The 21,083-nt window shown below is 32.4% G+C and carries 17 protein-coding genes; 15 read left to right on the top strand and 2 right to left on the bottom strand.

Annotated elements, in window-relative coordinates:
* Positions 1-397: 397 nt before the first annotated feature.
* The 15 genes from LQ694_RS14130 (at position 398) to LQ694_RS14060 (ending at position 18,750) form a co-directional block, all read left to right on the top strand.
* Positions 398-1,825, top strand: a complete 1,428-nt coding sequence (locus LQ694_RS14130) for a S41 family peptidase (protein ID WP_218696552.1) — start codon at positions 398-400, stop codon at positions 1,823-1,825.
* A gap of 66 nt (positions 1,826-1,891) precedes the next feature.
* Entirely contained in the window at positions 1,892-2,356 is a 465-nt protein-coding gene (locus tag LQ694_RS14125) for a GNAT family N-acetyltransferase (protein ID WP_371131740.1), read from the top strand.
* Between the two features lie 2 nt (positions 2,357-2,358).
* Positions 2,359-3,426, top strand: coding sequence for an undecaprenyldiphospho-muramoylpentapeptide beta-N-acetylglucosaminyltransferase (locus LQ694_RS14120; protein WP_218696554.1), 1,068 nt, complete (start codon positions 2,359-2,361; stop codon positions 3,424-3,426).
* Positions 3,427-3,439: 13 nt separating this feature from the next.
* The gene (locus LQ694_RS14115) at positions 3,440-4,048 is read left to right on the top strand and encodes a phosphatase PAP2 family protein (protein ID WP_058611288.1); all 609 of its coding nucleotides are present in this window, start codon (positions 3,440-3,442) and stop codon (positions 4,046-4,048) included.
* A 608-nt stretch (positions 4,049-4,656) separates the two neighbouring features.
* On the top strand, positions 4,657-5,331 hold the full coding sequence (locus tag LQ694_RS14110) for a response regulator transcription factor (protein ID WP_037590505.1): 675 nt from the start codon (positions 4,657-4,659) through the stop codon (positions 5,329-5,331).
* A complete protein-coding gene (locus LQ694_RS14105; RefSeq protein ID WP_058611289.1) occupies positions 5,328-6,704 on the top strand; it encodes a HAMP domain-containing sensor histidine kinase in 1,377 nt (458 codons plus the stop codon). The genes LQ694_RS14110 and LQ694_RS14105 overlap by 4 nt, the downstream gene beginning before the upstream one ends.
* A 91-nt stretch (positions 6,705-6,795) precedes the next feature.
* The gene (locus LQ694_RS14100; RefSeq protein WP_239772147.1) at positions 6,796-9,582 is read left to right on the top strand and encodes a 2-oxoglutarate dehydrogenase E1 component; all 2,787 of its coding nucleotides are present in this window, start codon (positions 6,796-6,798) and stop codon (positions 9,580-9,582) included.
* A gap of 13 nt (positions 9,583-9,595) precedes the next feature.
* Positions 9,596-10,840, top strand: a complete 1,245-nt coding sequence (gene odhB, locus LQ694_RS14095) for a 2-oxoglutarate dehydrogenase complex dihydrolipoyllysine-residue succinyltransferase (protein WP_218696556.1) — start codon at positions 9,596-9,598, stop codon at positions 10,838-10,840.
* A gap of 216 nt (positions 10,841-11,056) precedes the next feature.
* Positions 11,057-11,881, top strand: coding sequence for an alpha/beta fold hydrolase (locus LQ694_RS14090; protein ID WP_218696558.1), 825 nt, complete (start codon positions 11,057-11,059; stop codon positions 11,879-11,881).
* A gap of 318 nt (positions 11,882-12,199) precedes the next feature.
* A complete protein-coding gene (locus LQ694_RS14085; protein WP_218696559.1) occupies positions 12,200-13,015 on the top strand; it encodes a VOC family protein in 816 nt (271 codons plus the stop codon).
* 15 nt (positions 13,016-13,030) lie between these two features.
* The gene (locus LQ694_RS14080; RefSeq protein WP_025905040.1) at positions 13,031-13,234 is read left to right on the top strand and encodes a DUF6501 family protein; all 204 of its coding nucleotides are present in this window, start codon (positions 13,031-13,033) and stop codon (positions 13,232-13,234) included.
* Between the two features lie 78 nt (positions 13,235-13,312).
* Positions 13,313-14,110, top strand: a complete 798-nt coding sequence (locus tag LQ694_RS14075; protein ID WP_096791426.1) for an ATP-binding protein — start codon at positions 13,313-13,315, stop codon at positions 14,108-14,110.
* A 10-nt stretch (positions 14,111-14,120) separates the two neighbouring features.
* Positions 14,121-16,007 carry a vWA domain-containing protein gene (locus LQ694_RS14070; RefSeq protein WP_058611294.1) on the top strand — a complete coding sequence of 629 codons (1,887 nt, stop codon included), beginning with the start codon at positions 14,121-14,123 and terminating at the stop codon, positions 16,005-16,007.
* A gap of 115 nt (positions 16,008-16,122) precedes the next feature.
* Positions 16,123-17,460 carry a branched-chain amino acid transport system II carrier protein gene (gene brnQ / locus LQ694_RS14065; protein ID WP_058591276.1) on the top strand — a complete coding sequence of 446 codons (1,338 nt, stop codon included), beginning with the start codon at positions 16,123-16,125 and terminating at the stop codon, positions 17,458-17,460.
* Positions 17,461-17,547: 87 nt separating this feature from the next.
* Complete coding sequence (locus tag LQ694_RS14060; protein ID WP_058611295.1) at positions 17,548-18,750, top strand: DUF819 family protein; 1,203 nt, start codon at positions 17,548-17,550, stop codon at positions 18,748-18,750.
* 411 nt (positions 18,751-19,161) lie between these two features.
* On the opposite strand, the gene LQ694_RS14055 is transcribed toward LQ694_RS14060, so the two are convergent.
* Complete coding sequence (locus LQ694_RS14055; RefSeq protein WP_058591278.1) at positions 19,162-20,364, bottom strand: toxic anion resistance protein; 1,203 nt, start codon at positions 20,362-20,364, stop codon at positions 19,162-19,164.
* Complete coding sequence (locus LQ694_RS14050; protein ID WP_048543020.1) at positions 20,357-21,070, bottom strand: 5-bromo-4-chloroindolyl phosphate hydrolysis family protein; 714 nt, start codon at positions 21,068-21,070, stop codon at positions 20,357-20,359. Before LQ694_RS14050 ends, LQ694_RS14055 begins: the two co-directional genes overlap by 8 nt.
* Positions 21,071-21,083: the final 13 nt, after the last annotated feature.

The following is a 21,083-nucleotide window of genomic DNA, read 5'->3' as shown; positions in this document are numbered from 1 at the left end:
TATTTCGAATTCTGGTAGTTAGAATGCGCTAACTTTCATTATTCTGAATTCTGGTAATTAGAATCCGCTAACTACCATTATTTCGAATTCTGGTAATTAGAACGCTGTAACTTCCATTATTTCGAATTCTGGTAGTTAGAATGCGCTAACTTTCATTATTCTGAATTCTGGTAATTAGAATCCGCTAACTACCATTATTTCGAATTCTCGTAGTTAGTTACGTGCTCATTTAGAGACATTTCTCAGAATTCTGTCCCTAACGACACCCGTTACACTCACGATATGAACATTTTTCCTTATTAATTCGTTCACTTTGCTGTTTGTCACACCAAAGTGTTTTTATTTATATGCTTTAACTGTTAAAATAAATTATATTTGACAAGAAAGTTGTGAGTAAATGAAACCTTTTAAAAAGAAACAAAGTCGACAAATAACGCTTCCTTTATATAAGTTATTAATCATATTATTTGTTACGGTCTTATTAACTGCTGTTGTGTCTTATGCTTCATATAAATTCGGTTTATATTTTGGCAATGACCAACAAAAAGAGCTTAACAAAATTCAAGAGGCTTATAAACAGATTAATAACGACTATTACAAAGATGTTGATGACGACAAATTAACACAAGGCGCTATTGACGGTATGATCAAATCTTTAGATGATCCTTATAGTGAATACATATCCGCTAAAGATACAACAAGTTATAACGAAGAAATTTCTGGTGATTTTGTTGGAATTGGTGCAGAAATGGAAATGCACGATGGCTACGTTAGGATTACTAGTCCTATGAAAGATTCTCCTGCTGAAAAAGCTGGCGTAAAATCTTTAGACGTCATTACGAAAGTTGATCATGAATCGATTAAAAATAAATCGTTAAATGAAATCGTCAATAAAGTAAGAGGTAAAAAAGGTACAACTGTTACGTTAACAATTAAACGTGAAGGTAAAGAACCATTCGATGTTAAGATTAAACGTGACAAAATCCATCTTACAAGCGTCGATTATACGAAAAAGAAAGACACTGGCGTCATTGCAATTTCTAAGTTCCAAAATAAAACTACGAAAGAATTACAATCTGCATTGAAACAAGCTAAAAAAGACAAAGTGAAACATGTTGTTTTAGACTTAAGAAACAATCCAGGTGGTCTATTAGATGAAGTCGTGACGAGTGTAAACTTGTTTGTTGATAAAAATAAACCTGTTATATATTTAGAAACGAAAGGTGATAAACCACAAGCAGTTGAAACTGAAAACGACAAAATGTCTGGCATAGGTGATATGGACTATACAGTACTCGTTAATAAAGGGTCTGCAAGTGCTGCAGAAATATTCGCTGGCGCATTACAAGATTACAAAATTGCAGATGTCCTAGGTACAACGACTTTTGGTAAAGGTATCGGACAAGTTCATAAAGAATTTAGCGATTCTAGCATTTTAAAATATACAAACATGAGATGGTTAACACCTAACAAATCTTATATTCATAAAAAAGGTATTCAACCAGATAAAACCATTAAAGCACCTAAATATGAGGAAATCGAAATAATCGATCCAAGTAAGACTTATCAAGAAGGCGATCAATCAAAAGAAATTAAATCAATTAAGATTGGTTTGAACGCTATAGGGTATAATATTAACAATGAAAATGACCAATTTGATGCCCAATTGACATCACAAGTTAAATCATTCCAAAGTGAACATGATTTAACAGCAAATGGTATTTTCACAGATGATACAACTAAGAAATTTATTGAACTTTTACGCAAGAAAATCCGTAGTGAAGATAAACAACTTGATGAAGCAATTCAATATATGCATAAGTAAATGGGGGAAAGTAGTTTGAGAAAAGCAACAAGATCAGATATTCAACATATTAATAAATTAACAGAAATGGCTAAATCGATTATGGAGCACGATCAGAATCCTCAATGGGATCATCGTTATCCTTTAGAGAAGCATTTCTACGAAGATATAGATAATGGAGACTTATATCTATATGAAGAAAACAATGACATTGCAGGTTATATATGTGTCAATCAAGTACAAGCCGAATGGTATAAACAATTTGACTGGCCAGCTCGTACCGACGGCGCATATGTCATTCATAGAATGGCTACAAATCCTGAATATAAAGGTGTCGCTATGAAGATGATGCAATTTGCAATTGATATTGCTACTGAAGCAGGAACGCCAATTATCATAACGGATACATTTTCACTTAATAAACGTGCACAAAGACTGTTTGAAAAATTTGATTTTATAAAAATGGGTGAATATGAAACAGATGAGTTTCCATTTGATAAGAATGCACCATTTTATGCATATTATAAATTGATAGAGAACGAGGAGAAATAAACATGAAGAAGATAGCATTTACCGGTGGTGGTACGATAGGACATGTTGCAGTCAATTTAGCACTCATTCCTGAAGCACAAAAACGTGATATCGAAACAATATATATTGGATCTAAAAACGGTATCGAAAAAGAAATGATTACTGACTCTGCCAAAGATACGAAATATATTCCGATATCAAGTGGTAAGTTACGTCGATATTTATCTTTTGAGAATTTAAAAGATGTCTTTAAAGTATTAAAAGGTGTATTAGATGCTAGAAAAGTATTAAAGAAAGAAAAACCAGATTTAGTCTTTTCTAAAGGTGGATTCGTCAGTGTTCCAGTTATTATCGCTGCCAAATCATTAAAAATTCCTTCAATTGTACATGAATCAGATGTAACACCTGGTTTAGCAAATAAAATTTCAATGAAATTTGCTAATAAAATGTATACAACTTTTGAAGAAACTTTAAAATATGTACCTAAAGAAAAATCAGATTATATTGGTGCGATTATTAGAGAAGATTTAAGAGATGGCTCTAAAGAAGAAGGCTATCAATTAACAGGCTTTTATGATCAATTACCTGTACTACTGATCATGGGTGGTAGCTTAGGTTCTAAAGCATTAAATAAAGCGATTCGAGATAATTTAGATTATTTAACAAAGAAATATCAAATTATTCATTTAACTGGTAAAGGTCATGTTGATCAAAATATTAAAAACGCCAACTATGTTCAATATGAATTTGTTTCAAATGAATTGATGCACTTCTATGCGATTACTGACACTGTCATCAGTAGAGCAGGCGCTAACGCTATTTATGAGTTTGCGACATTGAAGTTACCAATGTTATTAATACCACTTGGTTTAGATCAATCAAGAGGCGATCAAATTGATAACGCTAAAATTTTCGAGAAAAATGGATATGCTAAAGTATTACAAGAAAAAGATGTGAACCAATCTAATCTGATCAGTCAACTTGATAAATTAGAAAACGAACGAGAAGATATTATTGACAAAATGTCACATTTCAAAGAAAGTTATACGAAAGAAACACTATTTAACAAAATTGAATCAGACATAAAGTAAAGGGGGCAATCGAATGAGCCAAGCAAACCGTACTTTACTATTACTCATATTTAGTTTGATATTTGGAGTCATCGCGTTTTTCCATGAATCCAGACTCGGTAAATGGATAGATAATGAAGTTTATAACTTTATTTATTCAACTGAAAGCTTTATAACGACTTCTATAATGCTTGGTTTTACTAAATTAGGAGAAGTTTGGGCTATGATTGCCTTATCACTCATTGTGATTTGTTACTTAAAACTTAAAAAATATAACATTGAAACATTATTTTTTGCAGTTACGATGATTTTATCAGGTACATTAAATCCACTTCTTAAAAACATATTTGACAGAGAAAGACCAACTTTACTTAGACTGATAGATATATCTGGATTTAGTTTTCCGAGTGGACATGCAATGGGATCCACCGCATTTTTCGGGTCACTTATATACGTAATATTTAGAGTGGCAAACAAATCTATACGACCGTATTTGATGGGATTATGTGTAATTTGTATCGCAATGATATCATCGTCACGCGTATACTTAGGTGTTCATTATCCAACTGATATAATCGCAGGCATTATCGGCGGTGTCATTTGTATATTGTTAACTCAAAGTATGTTACGTAAGAAATTATAGATGAGTATGGAACAGGATGAGCTGTTCCATACTTTTTTTGGATTAAATAGGGGATGTGCGGATGATATTTCGGGCGAGGTGAATATAGTAGTTCCGTTATGAACAAGTTTAGCCAGAAGTGTTTATAAGACACCCAGTAATTACAATTCATACGAGTTTTGTAAATACTGACCTCGTTATTTGCAGTTCTCACCAGAACTGCTCATAACGCTCTCTTCTCATTTATATAAATCTAAACAAAAAACAGCCACAGTGATTTGGACAGAATCACTGCGGCTGTTTTACTTTTATGGGCATAAAAGGGGGTTATAGAAAATGTTCAATCCATACTTAGAGGGGGAACTCTTTTATTTGATTGATAATCATTTTCAATTACTATTATAACCAATTGAGAATGAATGTCAATTAGTTATTTAAATTTTTTACTATTTTAAATGATAAAATAGTGATGCTCATATATAATGAACATGTTAAACTCGAAAATGTTATCTTTTACTAGAGGGGGAACTCTTTCATTGATAATCATTTTCAATTACTATTATAACTAACTGAGAATCATTGTCAATTAAAAATTGAAAACTTTTATAATTTTATTTCGAGGTGGCATTATGAAAAAGATACTCATCATAGAAGATGAACAAAATTTAGCGAGATTTATAGAATTAGAACTTAAGCATGAGGACTATGAAGTAGAAATATGTAATGATGGTGAGAGTGGATTAAACCAAGCTTTAGCTGAAGATTACAATTGTATATTACTAGATCTCATGTTACCAAAAATGAACGGTCTTGAAGTATGTAGACGTGTTCGTCGTGAGAAAGATACGCCGATTATTATGATAACGGCTAAGGGCGATACATATGATAAAGTTATTGGCCTTGATTATGGCGCAGATGATTATATTGTTAAACCATTTGATATTGAAGAATTATTAGCGAGAATTCGCGTTATTATTAGAAGAAATGTCACGGTTGAACCAGTAAGTCATACAATTACTGTTAATGATTTAACAATCGATAAAAATGCTTTTTCCGTATCTATACATGGTGAATCTGTTGATTTAACGAAGACTGAATACGAATTATTATTATTACTAGCTGAAAATCAAAATTTCGTCTTACAAAGAGAACAGATTTTAAATCATGTTTGGGGTTACGAATCAGAAGTAGAGACAAATGTTGTGGATGTATATATTCGTTATTTGCGTAATAAGCTTAAACCATTCAAAAAAGAGAATATTATCGAAACTGTTAGAGGAGTGGGATACGTGATTAGATCATGAAACAACAATCATTAAAAACTAAATGGATGATGCTCACTACGACGATTACGTTTATTATATTTGCTTTATTTAGTATGTTTATCATTTATTTCATTAGTTTATATTTGAAAGACCAAGAAACAAGCACAGCAACAAGAAGCACATATGACACAATCAATTTATTAAAGACTAAGACACTCGGTCAAATTACTTCAACTGATATAAATGCAACGATTACGGATAATCAAAAGCTTGTTCTCTATGATAGATTTGGTAAACCTATTTTTGAAGAAACACACAATAATGATTTGGATTATACACCTAAGTTTGAACGTGTGAATCAACTTAAAATTTATGAAACGAAACAAGATAATAAATCATATATTGTGGTTTATACACCTGTAAACACAAGTTATTTCAGTGGATATGAAGCCGTTGTTCATCCGCTAGCAAATTATGATGCCATTATCAAATTTATGATTATATTAGCAACTGTGTTTGGATTAACGGCATTATTCTTAATTGCATTAATTAGTTATGTATTCTCATCGCAAATTACAAAACCTATTACGATATTGTCTGATAAAATGAAACAAATTCGTCGTGACGGTTTCCAAGAAAAGCTTGAAGTCCCAACTAACTATGAGGAAACGGATGATATGATTCAGACCTTTAATAGAATGATGGAACAACTGGAAGTTTCTTTTGACCAACAAAAACAATTCGTCGAAGATGCTTCACACGAATTGAGAACGCCGCTGCAAATTATACAAGGGCACTTAAACCTCATTCAAAGATGGGGTAAAAACAATCCAGAAGTATTAGAAGAATCTTTAGATATTTCTATTGAAGAAATGACACGCATCACGAAACTCGTCGAAGAATTACTTTTATTATCGAAAGATGCGAGATCTAGTACTGGTGATGAAATTGATATTGTCGATATCAATTACGAAATAAATTCTAGAATCAAATCACTAAAGAAATTGCACCCAGATTATACATTTAATTTCGAATCAAATTACAATGCTATTAGAATGAATATCAATCGATTTCATTTTGAACAAATGTTATTAATCTTTATTGATAACGCTATGAAATATGATAAGAAAAATAAAAACATTGAAATTGTTACCAACTTAAAAAACAGAAATATTACAATAGATATTATTGACCATGGTGTGGGCATACCTCAAAAAGACTTAGAATTCATATTTGACCGCTTTTATAGAGTTGATAAATCACGTTCTAGAAAAGAAGGTGGCAATGGACTCGGCCTTTCAATTGCTAAGAAATTAGTCAATTCTTATGATGGAATTGTGAAAGTAGAAAGTGTTGTGAATGAGTACACAAAAATATCAGTTGTATTTAAAGAATCTTTTATAAACAAATAAGTTCAATATTGTCAAATTAGCCTTTAACTCAATACTGTTAAGTGCTAAAATGGAAATGTAAACGGTTTATAATTTTCTTGGAGGGTGGAACATGAAGAATGATAATCATGTCGAAGCACCTGTAAGATTTGGAACTAACTTAGGGTTAATGTTAGAAATGTATGATAATTACGTTAATGATCCAGAGTCAGTACCGGAAGACTTGCAAGTGTTATTCGATGAATTAACAAGTAACAACACAGGCGCTGGCCTACAATCAAGTACTGGGGTGGACAACTCAAGTGTCAAACGTGTAATGCGTTTAATTGATAATATCAGACAGTATGGACATTTAACTGCAGATATTTATCCAGTGTACCGTCCAGAAAGAAAAAACGTACCTAAATTAACACATCAAGACTTTGGACTATCAAAAGAAACTTTGGAAAAACTTCCAGCAGTTATCGTATCAGATCACTTTGATGGAGAATTTAACAATGCATATGAAGCAATAGAATATATGACTTCTTGTTACCAAGGTCCTATCGCTTTTGAGTACACGCATATTAATAATAATGAAGAACGCGTATGGTTGAAGAGATATATCGAATCAACACATACGATTGAAATTTCTAAAGAAGAAAAAATCGAACTATTAAAAAGTTTAGCTGAAGTAGAAGGCTTTGAAAAATATATTCATAAGAATTTTGTAGGTGCTAAACGCTTCTCAATCGAGGGTGTAGATACATTAGTACCAATGTTACAAAGAGTCTTAAAACGTACGAATGCTGCAAACATACCAAACATCCAAATTGGTATGGCGCATAGGGGTAGATTAAACGTTTTAACTCACGTATTAGAAAAACCATATGAAATGATGATTTCTGAATTTATGCATAAGAACCCACTTATTTTCCTACCAAAAGATGGTTCTTTAGAAATCACAGCTGGTTGGACAGGCGATGTTAAATATCATTTAGGTGGTACGAAGACAACTAGTAAATACGGTATCGAACAATCGATTACTTTAGCCAACAACCCAAGTCACCTAGAAATCGTTTCTCCAGTCGTTCTTGGTAAAGCGAGAGCTAATCAAGATACAACAGTTGATGCTGGAAGACCAAGTCAAGATGTTAACAAATCACTTGCTGTCTTAATTCATGGGGATGCTGCATTCCCTGGACAAGGTATTAACTTTGAATCTATGAACTTAAGTAACTTAGATGGTTACACAACTGGTGGTTCATTACACATCATTACAAATAACAGAATTGGTTTCACAACTGAAGCAGAAGATGGACGCTCAACAACATACTCAACAGATGTTGCAAAAGGCTATGACTTACCAATTATCCATGTAAATGCAGATGATGTTGAAGCAACCGTTAAAGCAATTGAAATGGCAATGGACTTCAGAGAGAAATTCAACAAAGATTTCGTAATCGATTTAGTTGGTTATAGACGTTATGGACATAACGAAATGGACGAACCATCTATTACAAATCCAATGATGTATAAAGCCATTAAAGAACATCCATCTATTGAACATATTTATGGTAAACAACTTGTCGAAGAAGGCATTATTACAGAAGACGAAATGAATGGCATTTTTGACGATGTAACGAAACGCTTAAGAGCTGCTCATGACAAGATTGATAAAGATGCTGAAATGGATAATCCAAAAATGACTTTACCTGACAACATCAGTGAAGGACAAGATTATGAGTTAGCAAATGCTACTTATGAAGAATTAAAAGCGATTAATGATGCAATGTTTGATTATCCAGAAGATTTCACAGTATTCAAGAAGTTAAACAAAGTATTAGATAGACGCCGTGAACCATTTGAAAAAGACGGTCTTGTAGACTGGGCACATGCAGAACAACTTGCATTTGCGACAATTTTACAAAATGGTACACCAATTCGATTAACTGGACAAGATTCAGAACGTGGAACATTCGCACATAGACATGCTGTGTTACATGATGAGAAAGACGGAAAGTTATTTATTCCATTACATCACGTACCGAACGGAAAAGCATCGTTTGATATTCATAACTCACCATTATCTGAAGCTGCAGTAGTTGGTTTTGAGTATGGTTATAACGTTGATCATCCACAATCATTTAATATTTGGGAAGCACAATACGGTGACTTTGCAAATATGGCTCAAATGATTTTCGATAACTTCTTATCAAACAGCAATGCTAAATGGGGAGAAAAGAGTGGTTTAGCTTTATTCTTACCACATAGTAATGAAGGACAAGGTCCTGAACATTCATCAGCGAGATTGGAAAGATTTTTACAATTAGCTGGAGAAAACAATATGACAATAGCAAACTTAACAAGTGCTTCTAACTATTATCACTTATTAAGAAGACATGCAAAATATCTTAACACAGATAAAATGAGACCATTAGTCTTAATGTCACCAAAAAGCTTATTAAGAAACAAAATTGTTTCTCGTCCAATTGAAGAGTTTACTAAAGGTCAATTTGAACCAATTTTAGTTGAACCGTACAAGAAGACTAAAGTTAAGAAAGTTATTATTTCATCAGGAAAAATGTTTATTGACTTAAAAACTGAATTACAAAAAAATCCTAACGATGAACTTTGTTTAATTGCACTTGAACAACTTTATCCATTCCCTAAAGAAGAGATAAAGAACGTTCTTTCTGAATTCAGAAATCTAGAAACAGTTCGCTGGGTTCAAGAAGAAGCTAAAAACCAAGGTGCTTGGTCATTCGTTAGCTTAAAACTTCAAAACATTCTAGAAGATCGCAAAGTAGAGCTTGAATATCACGGTCGTAAAGTACGTTCTTCAACTGCAGAAGGCGACGGCGAAATATACAAACTTATACAAAGTAAAGTAATCCAAGAAGCTTTAAAACATAATTAGGGGGAAATGAATCATGTCAGAGGTAAAAGTACCAGAATTAGCAGAATCAATTACAGAAGGAACAATTTCAGAATGGCTCAAATCAGTTGGTGATCAAGTTGAGAAAGGCGAAAATATCGTCGAACTTGAAACTGACAAAGTAAATGTTGAAGTCATTTCAGAAGTTGCAGGTGTTCTAACTGAAATCAAAGCTGAAGAAGGCGATACTGTTGAAGTAGGTTCAGTCATTGCAGTTGTTTCAGACGGAGAAGCACAACCAGCTTCAAGCGATGCTAAACCTGAAAAGCAAGAAGAACCATCTAAAGAAGATGCAGGTAAACCAGAAGCTACAGAAACAAAAGAAGAAACAGCATCTTCAAATGAAAGAATTCAAGCAACACCATCAGCACGTCGTTTAGCACGTGAAAAAGGTATCGACTTAAGCAAGGTTAAGACTCAAGCAGGTGACGTTATTCGTCCAGAAGACGTTGAAAGTGCAGCTAAACCTCAACCTCAAGCTAAACCAGCTGAGAAAAGCCAACCAGCACAAGCTAAATCTAATGACAATCCTTCTAAACCTGTTGTTCGTGAGAAATTATCACGTAGACGTCAAACAATAGCTAAGAAATTATTAGAAGTATCTAATAATACAGCTATGTTAACAACATTTAATGAAGTTGATATGACTAACGTAATGGAATTACGTAAACGTAAGAAAGAAAAATTCCAAGAAGACCATAACGGTACTCGTTTAGGATTCATGTCATTCTTCACTAAAGCAGCAGTAGCAGCATTGAAGAAATATCCTGATGTAAATGCTGAAATTGATGGTACTGATTTAGTACTTAAACAATTCTATGATATCGGTATTGCCGTTTCTACAGAAGAAGGTTTAGTAGTACCAATCGTTAAAGATTGTGACAAGAAAAACTTCGCTGAAATCGAACAAGATATCGTAGACTTAGCTGTTAAAGCTAAAGACAAAAAATTAGGCTTAGATGACATGATGGGTGGATCATTCACTATAACTAATGGTGGTGTGTTTGGTTCATTAATGTCTACACCAATTATCAATGGTACTCAAGCTGCTATTTTAGGTATGCACTCAATTGTTACAAGACCAATTGCAATTGATAAAGATCGTATGGAAAATAGACCGATGATGTACATCGCTTTAAGTTACGACCATAGAATTATTGATGGAAAACAAGCAGTAGGATTCTTAAAAACAATTAAAGACTTAATTGAAAATCCAGAAGATTTATTATTAGAATCTTAAAATAGCATTATGGAAAAATACAACGACGATAATTGTCGTTGTATTTTTTTGTTTTATCTACTTTTATATTAAGTGCTTATCATGCATATTAATGGTAGAATAATCGAGATATACTATATTGGCCGTCCTTTCTAATAATAATAGATTGTCGTACTAACTTTATTCAATTTTAAGTATTACTCATTTTTAAAAATATAAATCGGAGGTTAGAATATTATGCATTCTAATGAGCTTAAAGGAATTTTTAATGCAACAGGAGCTAATATTTATTATGAATCAAAAGGTAATGGCGAAAATTTATTATTAATTCACGCCGGGATTACGGATTCACGAATGTGGGATGCGGAATACAACTTACTGTCAGAAAAATATCAAGTAGTTAGGTTTGACCTTCCTGGATTCGGCTTAAGTGATTTTACTGAAGGAAGTTACAATTATAATAAAATTATAAATGAACTACTTATCTATTTAGACATTCATCATACACATATTTTAGCAGCTTCATTTGGTGGAAAAATTGCTATTGATTTTTATTTAGAAAACCCTGCAAAGTGTCTGAGTTTAGCGCTCTTATCGCCAGCTTTAGGTGGTTGGAATGCATCTACTTTCTTACAAAATTATGAAGAAAAAGAAGAAAGATTAATAGATGAAGGGAAAATAGAAGGAACAGCACAGTATAATTATATGACTTGGATACAAAGAAATAGATCACCAGAACACATGAATCCAGTTGTGAAACAATTGATTATGGATATGCAGCGAACAATTTTAACTAAAGCTGAACCTGATGATTCTTCTGAAGAAATAGAATCTGAAGATAATATCTCACAATTAAACAATATTGAGATACCGGTATTAATTGTTAATGGTCAATGTGATGTGCCAGATTTTCTAGAAATCGCTAAGGTTATGATTAAAGAAATCCCTAATGTAAAAAATATTATAATACCTAATACTGCACATTTAGCTAATCTTGAATCCCCAGAGTACTTTTTAAAGATAATTTCGGAATTCTTTTCCGAGAATAGTAATAAAAGTTAAGATATATTGTCAGTATTTGCACCTTGAGCCAGAACTGCTAATAACGGGGGCCTTATTTACAAAACTCGTTAGAAGTGTAAATACTGGGGGTCTTATAAACACTTTCAGCCAAACTTGTTCATAACGGCGCTCTTATAAACACTTTCGACTAAACTTGTTCGTAACGCCGTCCTTATGAACACTTTCAACCAAACTTGTTCATAACGGCGCCCATACAACAACAATATATATTTTTCATTATTCTCAATTTGATTGATTTGTCATACTTTGAATTTATTTGATATAATTTATAAGAATTCATATATAGGAGAGATATTCATGAATGGACTTAGAAGTGTTACATTATGGACTTTTGATATTAAAGAAACAGAGTCATTTTATAAAGATATTTTAGGGCTTAATACCTTGATGAACCATGAAAAGAATATCTTACATATCGGTGATGCAAATCTTGCACCTGGTACGAGACTTATTTTCAAGCAATATTCTGGTGATTCAGAAGAACTAGATACGCATTTTCACGGGATTGCTTTACGTGTACCAACTGATTACGCATTATATGAATATAAACAACAATTTGATAATCATCAAATTAAGTATGAATCTGTACAACAATTAAATGGTAAGCATCTATTTAAATTTTTTGATAATAATGGACATGCGTTACATCTTATTTCTGATGAACAAAATTCTGGTGTACCACTTGGAACTGCTTATGATGGTGGTCCAATTAGTCCTATTCATCAAATTCAAGGAATAGGGCCGGTCATGGTTAAATCACCTGAGACTCAAGCAACTGGCTCATTATTAAATAATATTTTTGAGTTGCAATTGTTTGCCGAATACAAGACAATAGATGATGAGTCAGCTATCGTATTTAAAGTCGGTGCTGGTGGAAATGGCGGAGAGTTACATTTGATTGATTATCCAGATGCGATTGAGTCATTAAATCCACCTATCGAAAGAGTAGCAATCTCCATTGATGATATCGATCATTTTGAAAAAATTGTTAATCACGTTAAAGAAATTGAATTGGAACATCATATTATTCAACATGAAGCCGGCTTAATTTCGTTATATGTGCGTGACTTAACTGGCATCATTATTACAATTACATATGACACAGTGAATTAAAGGAGCGGTTTATTTATGTTACATGAAACTTGGAAAGAAAATCACGTTATTAAACAAGTAGAAGTTACACATACAGATGCACAAAAATTTAAAGTATCTGATATGTTAACAGTAGGTAAAACATATGATGTCGTTAATGAAACAGAAGAATATTATCAAATCATTGATAATTCTGGTCATGTTGGCGGCTACTACAAAACATACTTTAAAGAAGTATAAATATACGATAAGAGTCTGATACATCTATATGTTCCGGACTCTTTTTTAAGTTTATAAAATGTACTAAAGGAGAACACAATGGCTAATTTTAATCAATATTTAAACAACGATAAAACAATATATGATGACGCTTTGTCTATGATAAAGCTTAATAAGAATATACTTTTAAAAGGACCGACTGGTTCAGGAAAAACGAAACTTGCTGAAACACTTGCAAGAGATTTAAACAAACCGATGCATTCTGTAAACTGTTCTGTAGATTTAGATGCAGAAAGCTTATTAGGTTTCAAAACAATTGAAACTAATGAACAAGGTCATCAACAAATCGTATTTATCGACGGACCTGTTATTAAAGCGATGAAGAATGGTGATATTTTATATATCGATGAAATCAATATGGCGAAACCAGAAACGTTGCCTATTTTAAATGGTGTATTAGATTTTAGAAGATCGTTAACAAATCCATTTACAGGTGAAGTCGTACAAGCTAAAGAAGGCTTTTCAGTCGTTGCCGCAATCAACGTAGGATATATCGGAACATTACCAATGAACGAAGCATTAAAAAATAGATTCGTTGTCTTAGATATTGATTATATAGATGGCGAAACATTAAAAATGATTATTAAAGAACAAAGTGCATTACAAGATGATGAAATCATGGATTCAATTGTTCAATTTAATAAGGATTTACGCATTATGTCGAGCCAAGGTCAAATTTCAGAAGAGTCGGCGAGTATAAGAGCATTGATTGACCTAGCTGATTTAGCGACTGTTATTCCAGTTAGACGTGCGATTAAACGCGCCATTATAGACAAAATAGACGACGAAAGAGAACAACAAGCCATACAAAATGCAATTGAATTAATTTTCGAGTAAGGAGAATATCATGAGTGATCGTTTTATATTATTTAATGACGAACAAATCGATGCACAACAAATAATGATGTTAACTGATTTAGCAAAATTATTACTTGAAGATCCAAACGTTAAAGTTTCTTTCCAAAAATTCCAACACTATGATCCTATCAACAATACATGTAATGTAAGTTTCACATGGTTACATCGACCTGAACACATTATAAATGCAGGACTAAAATCCGACATTATGTTAGATACTTTAGGATTTAAACATACAGATCCAGCTATTTATAAAGAAGTATTAGATGAATCATTTGACCATATGAGCTTTTTCAAACAATTATTTATGCTTATTGAAGAATACCGTCTATCAAATTTGATTATGTCTAAACGTCCAGTCACTAAAAAGTTATTTAAACATAGACTGAACGTCAAAATCAAACAAAATAATAGTCAAATTCATGTTTATCAAACGAAGACAACTTATACAGACTTATTATTTTTAGCAATAGAACATGCTATTTTAAATGAAAATTTCATAAACAATATTTCAATAAATGATGATTTTGATGATGCACTTGTACAAGTGTTTAATCGTTTAACGCAAATATTCAACTTGCAATCATCAGAAGATAGTTATGATTTAGCTGTAAGTATCATGATTTTAGTGGATTATTTGTTAAAAGAAGATATGCTCAACCAATATTATCATATACCTGAGCGTATTTATCGTTCTTATGAAGAAGAATGGACTTTAGAAGATTTAAAACGTCAAGATGCGGCTAACACTGATCAAAGTCAGGAACAAGAACATGATCCTGACGATATTGAAACTGAAGATGCTGAAACAAAGACAAACGACAGTCAAAATGACAGCAATTCTTATTTAGAAATGGAACTTCACGAAGGCGAAAATAGCGACATTCTTACAGACAACGATAGAGAAGGTGACGCTGGCGATGATATGACGGATATGATGGAGAAAAAAGGTAAAGGTTCTAATAATACTTTAGATGATGAAGAGGGCGGCGCACAAGGTCTTAACCAACAATATCAACTTAAAGGTATTAACCAAAATGTTTCACTGACTTTCAATCGACCAGATATTTTACCAACACATATGGAAGCTTATAAAGAAGCTGTCGATAGTGTTCAGTTTGAAATAAAAGACTTAACAAGCATTATCCAAAAATCAATGAATCATCAATATAGTGATATTAGAGAGAACTTAACTAAAGGTCGATTACAAAAGAATTTACTAAATTGGTTTATCGATGATCAGTATAAACTATTCTTCAAAAAGGATGCATTTAGTAGAAAATTAGATGCAACATTCACATTATTAGTTGATGCATCAGCAAGTATGCACGATAAAATGGAAGAAACTAAAAAAGGTGTCGTCCTATTTCATGAAACACTTAAAAATTTAGATATTAAACATGAAATTCTAGGTTTTAGTGAAGATGCTTTTGAAGCTGATAAATTAAATCAACCTAATACAATCGAAGAGCTCATCTTATATAATGAATCAACACTTAAACAAAATGACGCAAGAATTATGACGCTTGAACCACAAGATGATAATCGTGACGGTGTCGCTTTAAGAGTTGCAACTCAACATTTACTTCAAAGATCTGAGTCACAAAAATTCTTAATTGTTTTTTCTGATGGGGAACCTTCAGCTTTTGATTATGCAGAAGACGGCATTATAGATACACATGAAGCTGTGATAGAAGCAGATAAACAAGGAATTTATGTCTTTAATGTATTCCTTAATCAAGATGTGATCGATGAAGCCACGAAAAAGACTGTTCATAACATCTATGGTAAACAAAGTTTATTTGTAGAAGGTGTTGAAAATTTACCATACCAATTGGCACCGTTATTAAAAAAATTACTGTTGCAATCTATATAATTAGCAAAACTAAATAATAACATTCTTTTTTAAATTTTCAGAAATTTCATATAGACGAAAACAAACTCCAATGATAAAATATAAATTATTGTTAGACGCAAAAGGAGTAAAATATATGAACAAGAATATTTTTGTAGTAGGGTTTATGTTATTCGCGATATTCTTTGGTGCCGGGAACCTAATATTCCCACCAGCATTAGGATTATCGAGCGGTCATTTCTTCTGGCCAGCAATATTTGGTTTTGTAATTACGGGAATCGGTTTACCACTTATTGGTGTAATAGCAGGTTCAATTGAGGACAAGGGATACAGAGTTTCATTAAGTAAAATTCATCCAGTCTTTGCAATTATATTATTAATTGCAATTTCTTTAACGATAGGACCATTATTCGCAATACCACGTACGGCAGCAACATCTTTCGAGATGGGTATTACACCAATTTTTGATACAAATAGTTCAATGGCTTTATTTATATTCTCACTTATTTACTTTGTGATTGTTTTTTACTTAAGTTTCAACTCAAGTAAAATGGTCGATAAAGTCGGTGCGATATTAACACCTTTACTATTAATCTCGATTACAGCACTAATTATTAAAGCATTCTTCACATTAGGTGGAGGCGCTACAGTTGAAGGTGATCCTGCAGTATATAGTAGTGCTGGAACAAGCTTTGGTAAAGGTTTCGTTGAAGGTTACCTAACAATGGATGCCATCGCAGCTATTGCTTTCTCACTCATTGTTATTACAGCAATTAAGAGTAAAGGTGTAACGAGAGAAACAGGATTATTCAAACAAACAATTTATGCAGGTGTTATTGCAGCAATTGCACTTGGATTTATTTACATCTCATTAGGTTGGATCGGAAATCACATGAACGTTTCAGCTGAGACACTAAAAGAATTAAACGATAACGGTCAAAATATCGGTACATATCTCTTAACAACAGCCGCGCAATTAGCATTCGGTGAATTTGGTAAATATTTAATCGGTATTATCGTAGCATTAGCATGTTTAACAACAGCTACAGGTTTAATCGTTTCAGTGAGTGAATTCTTCCACGAAATTATACCTAAAATTTCTTACAAATGGTTTGTAACAATCTTTACATTAATTAGTTTCATCCTTTCAAACCAAGGTTTAACTACAGTAATCAAAGGTTCGCTACCAGTATTATTAGTGTTATATCCAATCGCAATTACAGCTGTATTATTAATTGTTCTTGCTAAATACGTTGGAACACCACCAATTGCTCAACAATTATCAGTAGCACTTGTAACAATTATTTCATTAATATCAGTTGTAAACCAAATGGGTTGGGCTAAAATTGGATTTATTCAACAGTTACCATTATCAACTTACCAAATGGAATGGATACCTTTCGCAATCGTAGGATTCATCATTGGATTTATAATCGGTAAAGTTAAGAATCAAGCACCAATCACGTATTCGTAAGTTGTATAAGAATCTTCAAAATTATTTTGAAGATTCTTATTTTTTATGTCATCATATTGATAACAAAATAAAAAGGGGTTGGTATTCATGATATTAAATGCATTTATAAACAAAGATGAAACATGGCTTTTGTGGGCAATTCTAGTAGGTATTGCAGCCATTAGTATCTTCTTAGAACAGAGATATCAATTTGCAGCAAAACTAACAGGCGCTATCATTGCATTAGTTGGTGCGATGATATTATCCAATCTCAATATCATTCCGATTGAATCGCCAGTTTATGATCAAGTATGGGAATATGTTATTCCATTAGCAATACCTTTACTTTTATTTAGATCAAACATATTTAAAATATGGAAAGAAAGTAGAAGACTTTTATTTATATTCCTTATCAGTTCAGTAGGTACTGTTGTAGGTGTTGCAGCAGGATTTTTATTACTTCACCAATTCATACCTGAACTAGATAAAATCGGTGCTATGATGACTGGTAGTTACATAGGTGGTGGTGTAAATTTTGCAGCACTTAGTACAAAATTCCAAACACCAGGCGAATTAGTATCTGCAACTGTTGTAGCCGATAATAGTGTAATGGCATTCTACTTTATTGTACTGATTACGCTACCGAATATAACATTTATTAAAAAATATTTTAAAAGACTTTATAATTCAAACGATGTTGCAAACAGTAATCAAGCAGAAGCGTATTGGAAACGAAATGAAATAAGTTTAAAAGATATTGCTTATTCAATTTCCATAGCATTTGTATTAGTTGCGATTAGCTTTAAAATTTCAGAACTTGTTAATGAATACATTCCTAAAAACAATCACTTTATGGAAATATTAGTGAGTATCATAGGTGACCAATTTTTATTATTAACGACATTTACGCTTGTTACAGTGGCACTATTTAGTAAATTCTTCGAGAATTTAAATGCTTCTGATGAACTCGGTACATTTTTAATATATATTTTCTTTGTCGTAATAGGTGTACCAGCATCTATACCAATCATTATCAAAACAGCACCATTATTATTTATTTTCGTCGCCGTTATTTTGATTTTCAATTTATCTATAACTTTATTCTTCGGTAAATTGTTCAAATTCAATATTGAGGAGATGTTACTTGCTAGTAACGCTAATGCCGGGGGACCAACAACAGCAGCTGCATTAGCGATTTCTAAAGGGTGGCAAGGATTAGTAGGACCCATTTTAATCATCGGTACATTGGGTTATGTAATCGGAAATTACGTCGGAACATTAATGGGGTATTTCTTAGGTCAGTTTATGTAAGAGGGGTGTGGGATGAGTAGAGTGATGTAGGAGATGTGAGTTTGTTGGGATTTAACTCAGATGTTATGCGATCTCGTGAGTTTAGTCTGGCTTTAACTCACATGTTTGACGATCTTGTGTGTTTAGTCTGGCTTTAACTCACATATTTTGCAATCTTGTGAGTTTATTCTGTCTTTAACTCACATCTTTTGCGATCTCGTGAGTTTAGTCTGGCTTTAACTCACATCTTTTACGATCTTGTGTGTTTATTCTATCTTTAACTCACATCTTTTGTGATCTCGTGAGTTTAGTCTGGCTTTAACTCACATGTTTGACGATCTTGTGTGTTTATTCTGGCTTTAACGCACATCCCCAAATCTACACAACAAAAATCCCACCAACAAATGCAACGTTTGTTGGTGGGTCCATTATTTATGATTTAAATGTGTTTCTCAATTGCTGCTGTTCGTCTTTGAGTTGTAATAATTTTGTTTTTAAGTCTTGTTCTAAGCTTTGTAATTCTTGTTCTGCTTGCTGACGTTTGCGTGTGCCGTCTTCTTGTATGCGTAATGTTTCTTGAATTGTATCTACTATATTCGTTTGAGTTGTCTTCAATGTTTCGATATCAACGATGCCTCGTTCATTTTCTTCAGCTGTTCTAATCGCATTCTGTTTCAACATTTCAGAGTTCTTCAGCAATAATTCATTAGTTGTATCTGTTACTTTTTTCTGAGCTTCTGAAGCGCCTTGTTGTCTTAAAAGTGTTAAAGCGATTGCCATTTGGTTTTTCCATAATGGGATACTCGTTAAAATTGAACTTTGAATTTTTTCGGCTAAAGTTTGGTTAATATTTTGAATCATTCTAATTTGTGGGGCAGATTGTAATGTGATTTGCCTAGAAAGTTGTAAGTCATAAATTCTTTTTTCTAGTCGATTAATATATTGTTGTAAATCTGCTAGTTCTTGTACATCCATTTGGTTATTTGATGCTTTAACTTTTTGTTCTAATTCTACAAGATTATGTTGTTTTAACTCGTCGCGTTTCTTTTCTGCTGCGGCGATATAAATATTTAATGCATCAAAGTAAGCTTTATTTTCTTCATATAATTGATCTAATAAGCCTACATCTTTCATGAGCATATTTTGTGATTTCTGAAGTTCTACAGATATACGATCTACTTGTGCACCAACTGATTGATATTTACTAAACATTTCATTTACAGAACGTTCAGCTCTTCTAAAAATACGTTTCAATCTAGATTGATTTTGTTTTTGTAATTCATCAGGATTTACTTCTTTTAATTTATTCATTAAATTTCTTAATGAATTACCGATAGGTCCTACATCTTTAGATTGTACTTGTGTAAGCATCTGATGTGAGAACTGTGATAATTTATTTTGTGCTTGTTGACCATAGAGTAGAAGACCATCATTATCTAATGGTTTAATTTGCTTAGCAATTTCATCAATTTTACGTTGATCTTCATCTGAGAATGTCTTTTCGTAAGTTGATGTTACATCAGAAGGGGTCTGTTGTTCTGTAATTTCTGAAGTTTGTGGTGTTAACGCTTCTGATGAATCTTTAAATGGGTCATCAATAAGGTCGTCAAATAAGTTCTTATTCGTTTCAGTCATTGTTACGCTCCATTTCATATTCATATTTTTTATGAGTTTTTGTTAAATTTACTTTTTCTTTCGTTGATTCTGGAATGCCTTTTCTATAGCTATTTCTTTGTTTAGCAATATCAGCAAGTTCCATTTCAATATCTAATTGATGATAACTCGATTCATTTAATTCTTTTAAATCGGCAACGAGTGTTCGTTTATTTTCATCAATTGTAAGCTTCGTTTGTTTAAGTTTAGCTTTTTCTTCTTTAGATTTATTCGGCATACGTTGTAAAAGTGTGTAATTATCAATTAAATTCACAGTATTATCTAAGTGAGAGTAGAAGAAGCTTTCGACTTTATAAAATTTCTCAGGTGACTGTTTAACTGTGTTATAAATTGTACGTGCCAATTTAGCTACTTCGTTTAAGTTCTTGAATTCCTTATATGATCTGATACGCATATAGTTTTTATAAAGTCTTTTCAATTTAGGCTGCGCTTCGTTTAATTGTTTTCTAATAAAATGGAATTCGCGTCGTGTTAAACCCATTTCTTTCAAGTAACGTCGTGAACTATACCATTGTATTGGTAAAAAGCTAATAACGTAAGTACCTGCAAATACGGCCATATCGATAAGATAATTTAAATCTAATTGAAAAACACTAAATAAAAAAGCAATAAATGATATAGGTACTGCTAATAATGCACCTAATACATATGATAAATTATATTTCATTGTCATCTTCCTA

It is taken from the genome of Mammaliicoccus sp. P-M58 (assembly GCF_022386165.1).
GTDB classification, from domain to species: Bacteria; Bacillota; Bacilli; order Staphylococcales; family Staphylococcaceae; genus Mammaliicoccus; species Mammaliicoccus sciuri.
The sequence above is the reverse complement of the archived record's forward strand: the minus strand, read 5'-3'. Positions and strand labels throughout refer to the sequence as shown.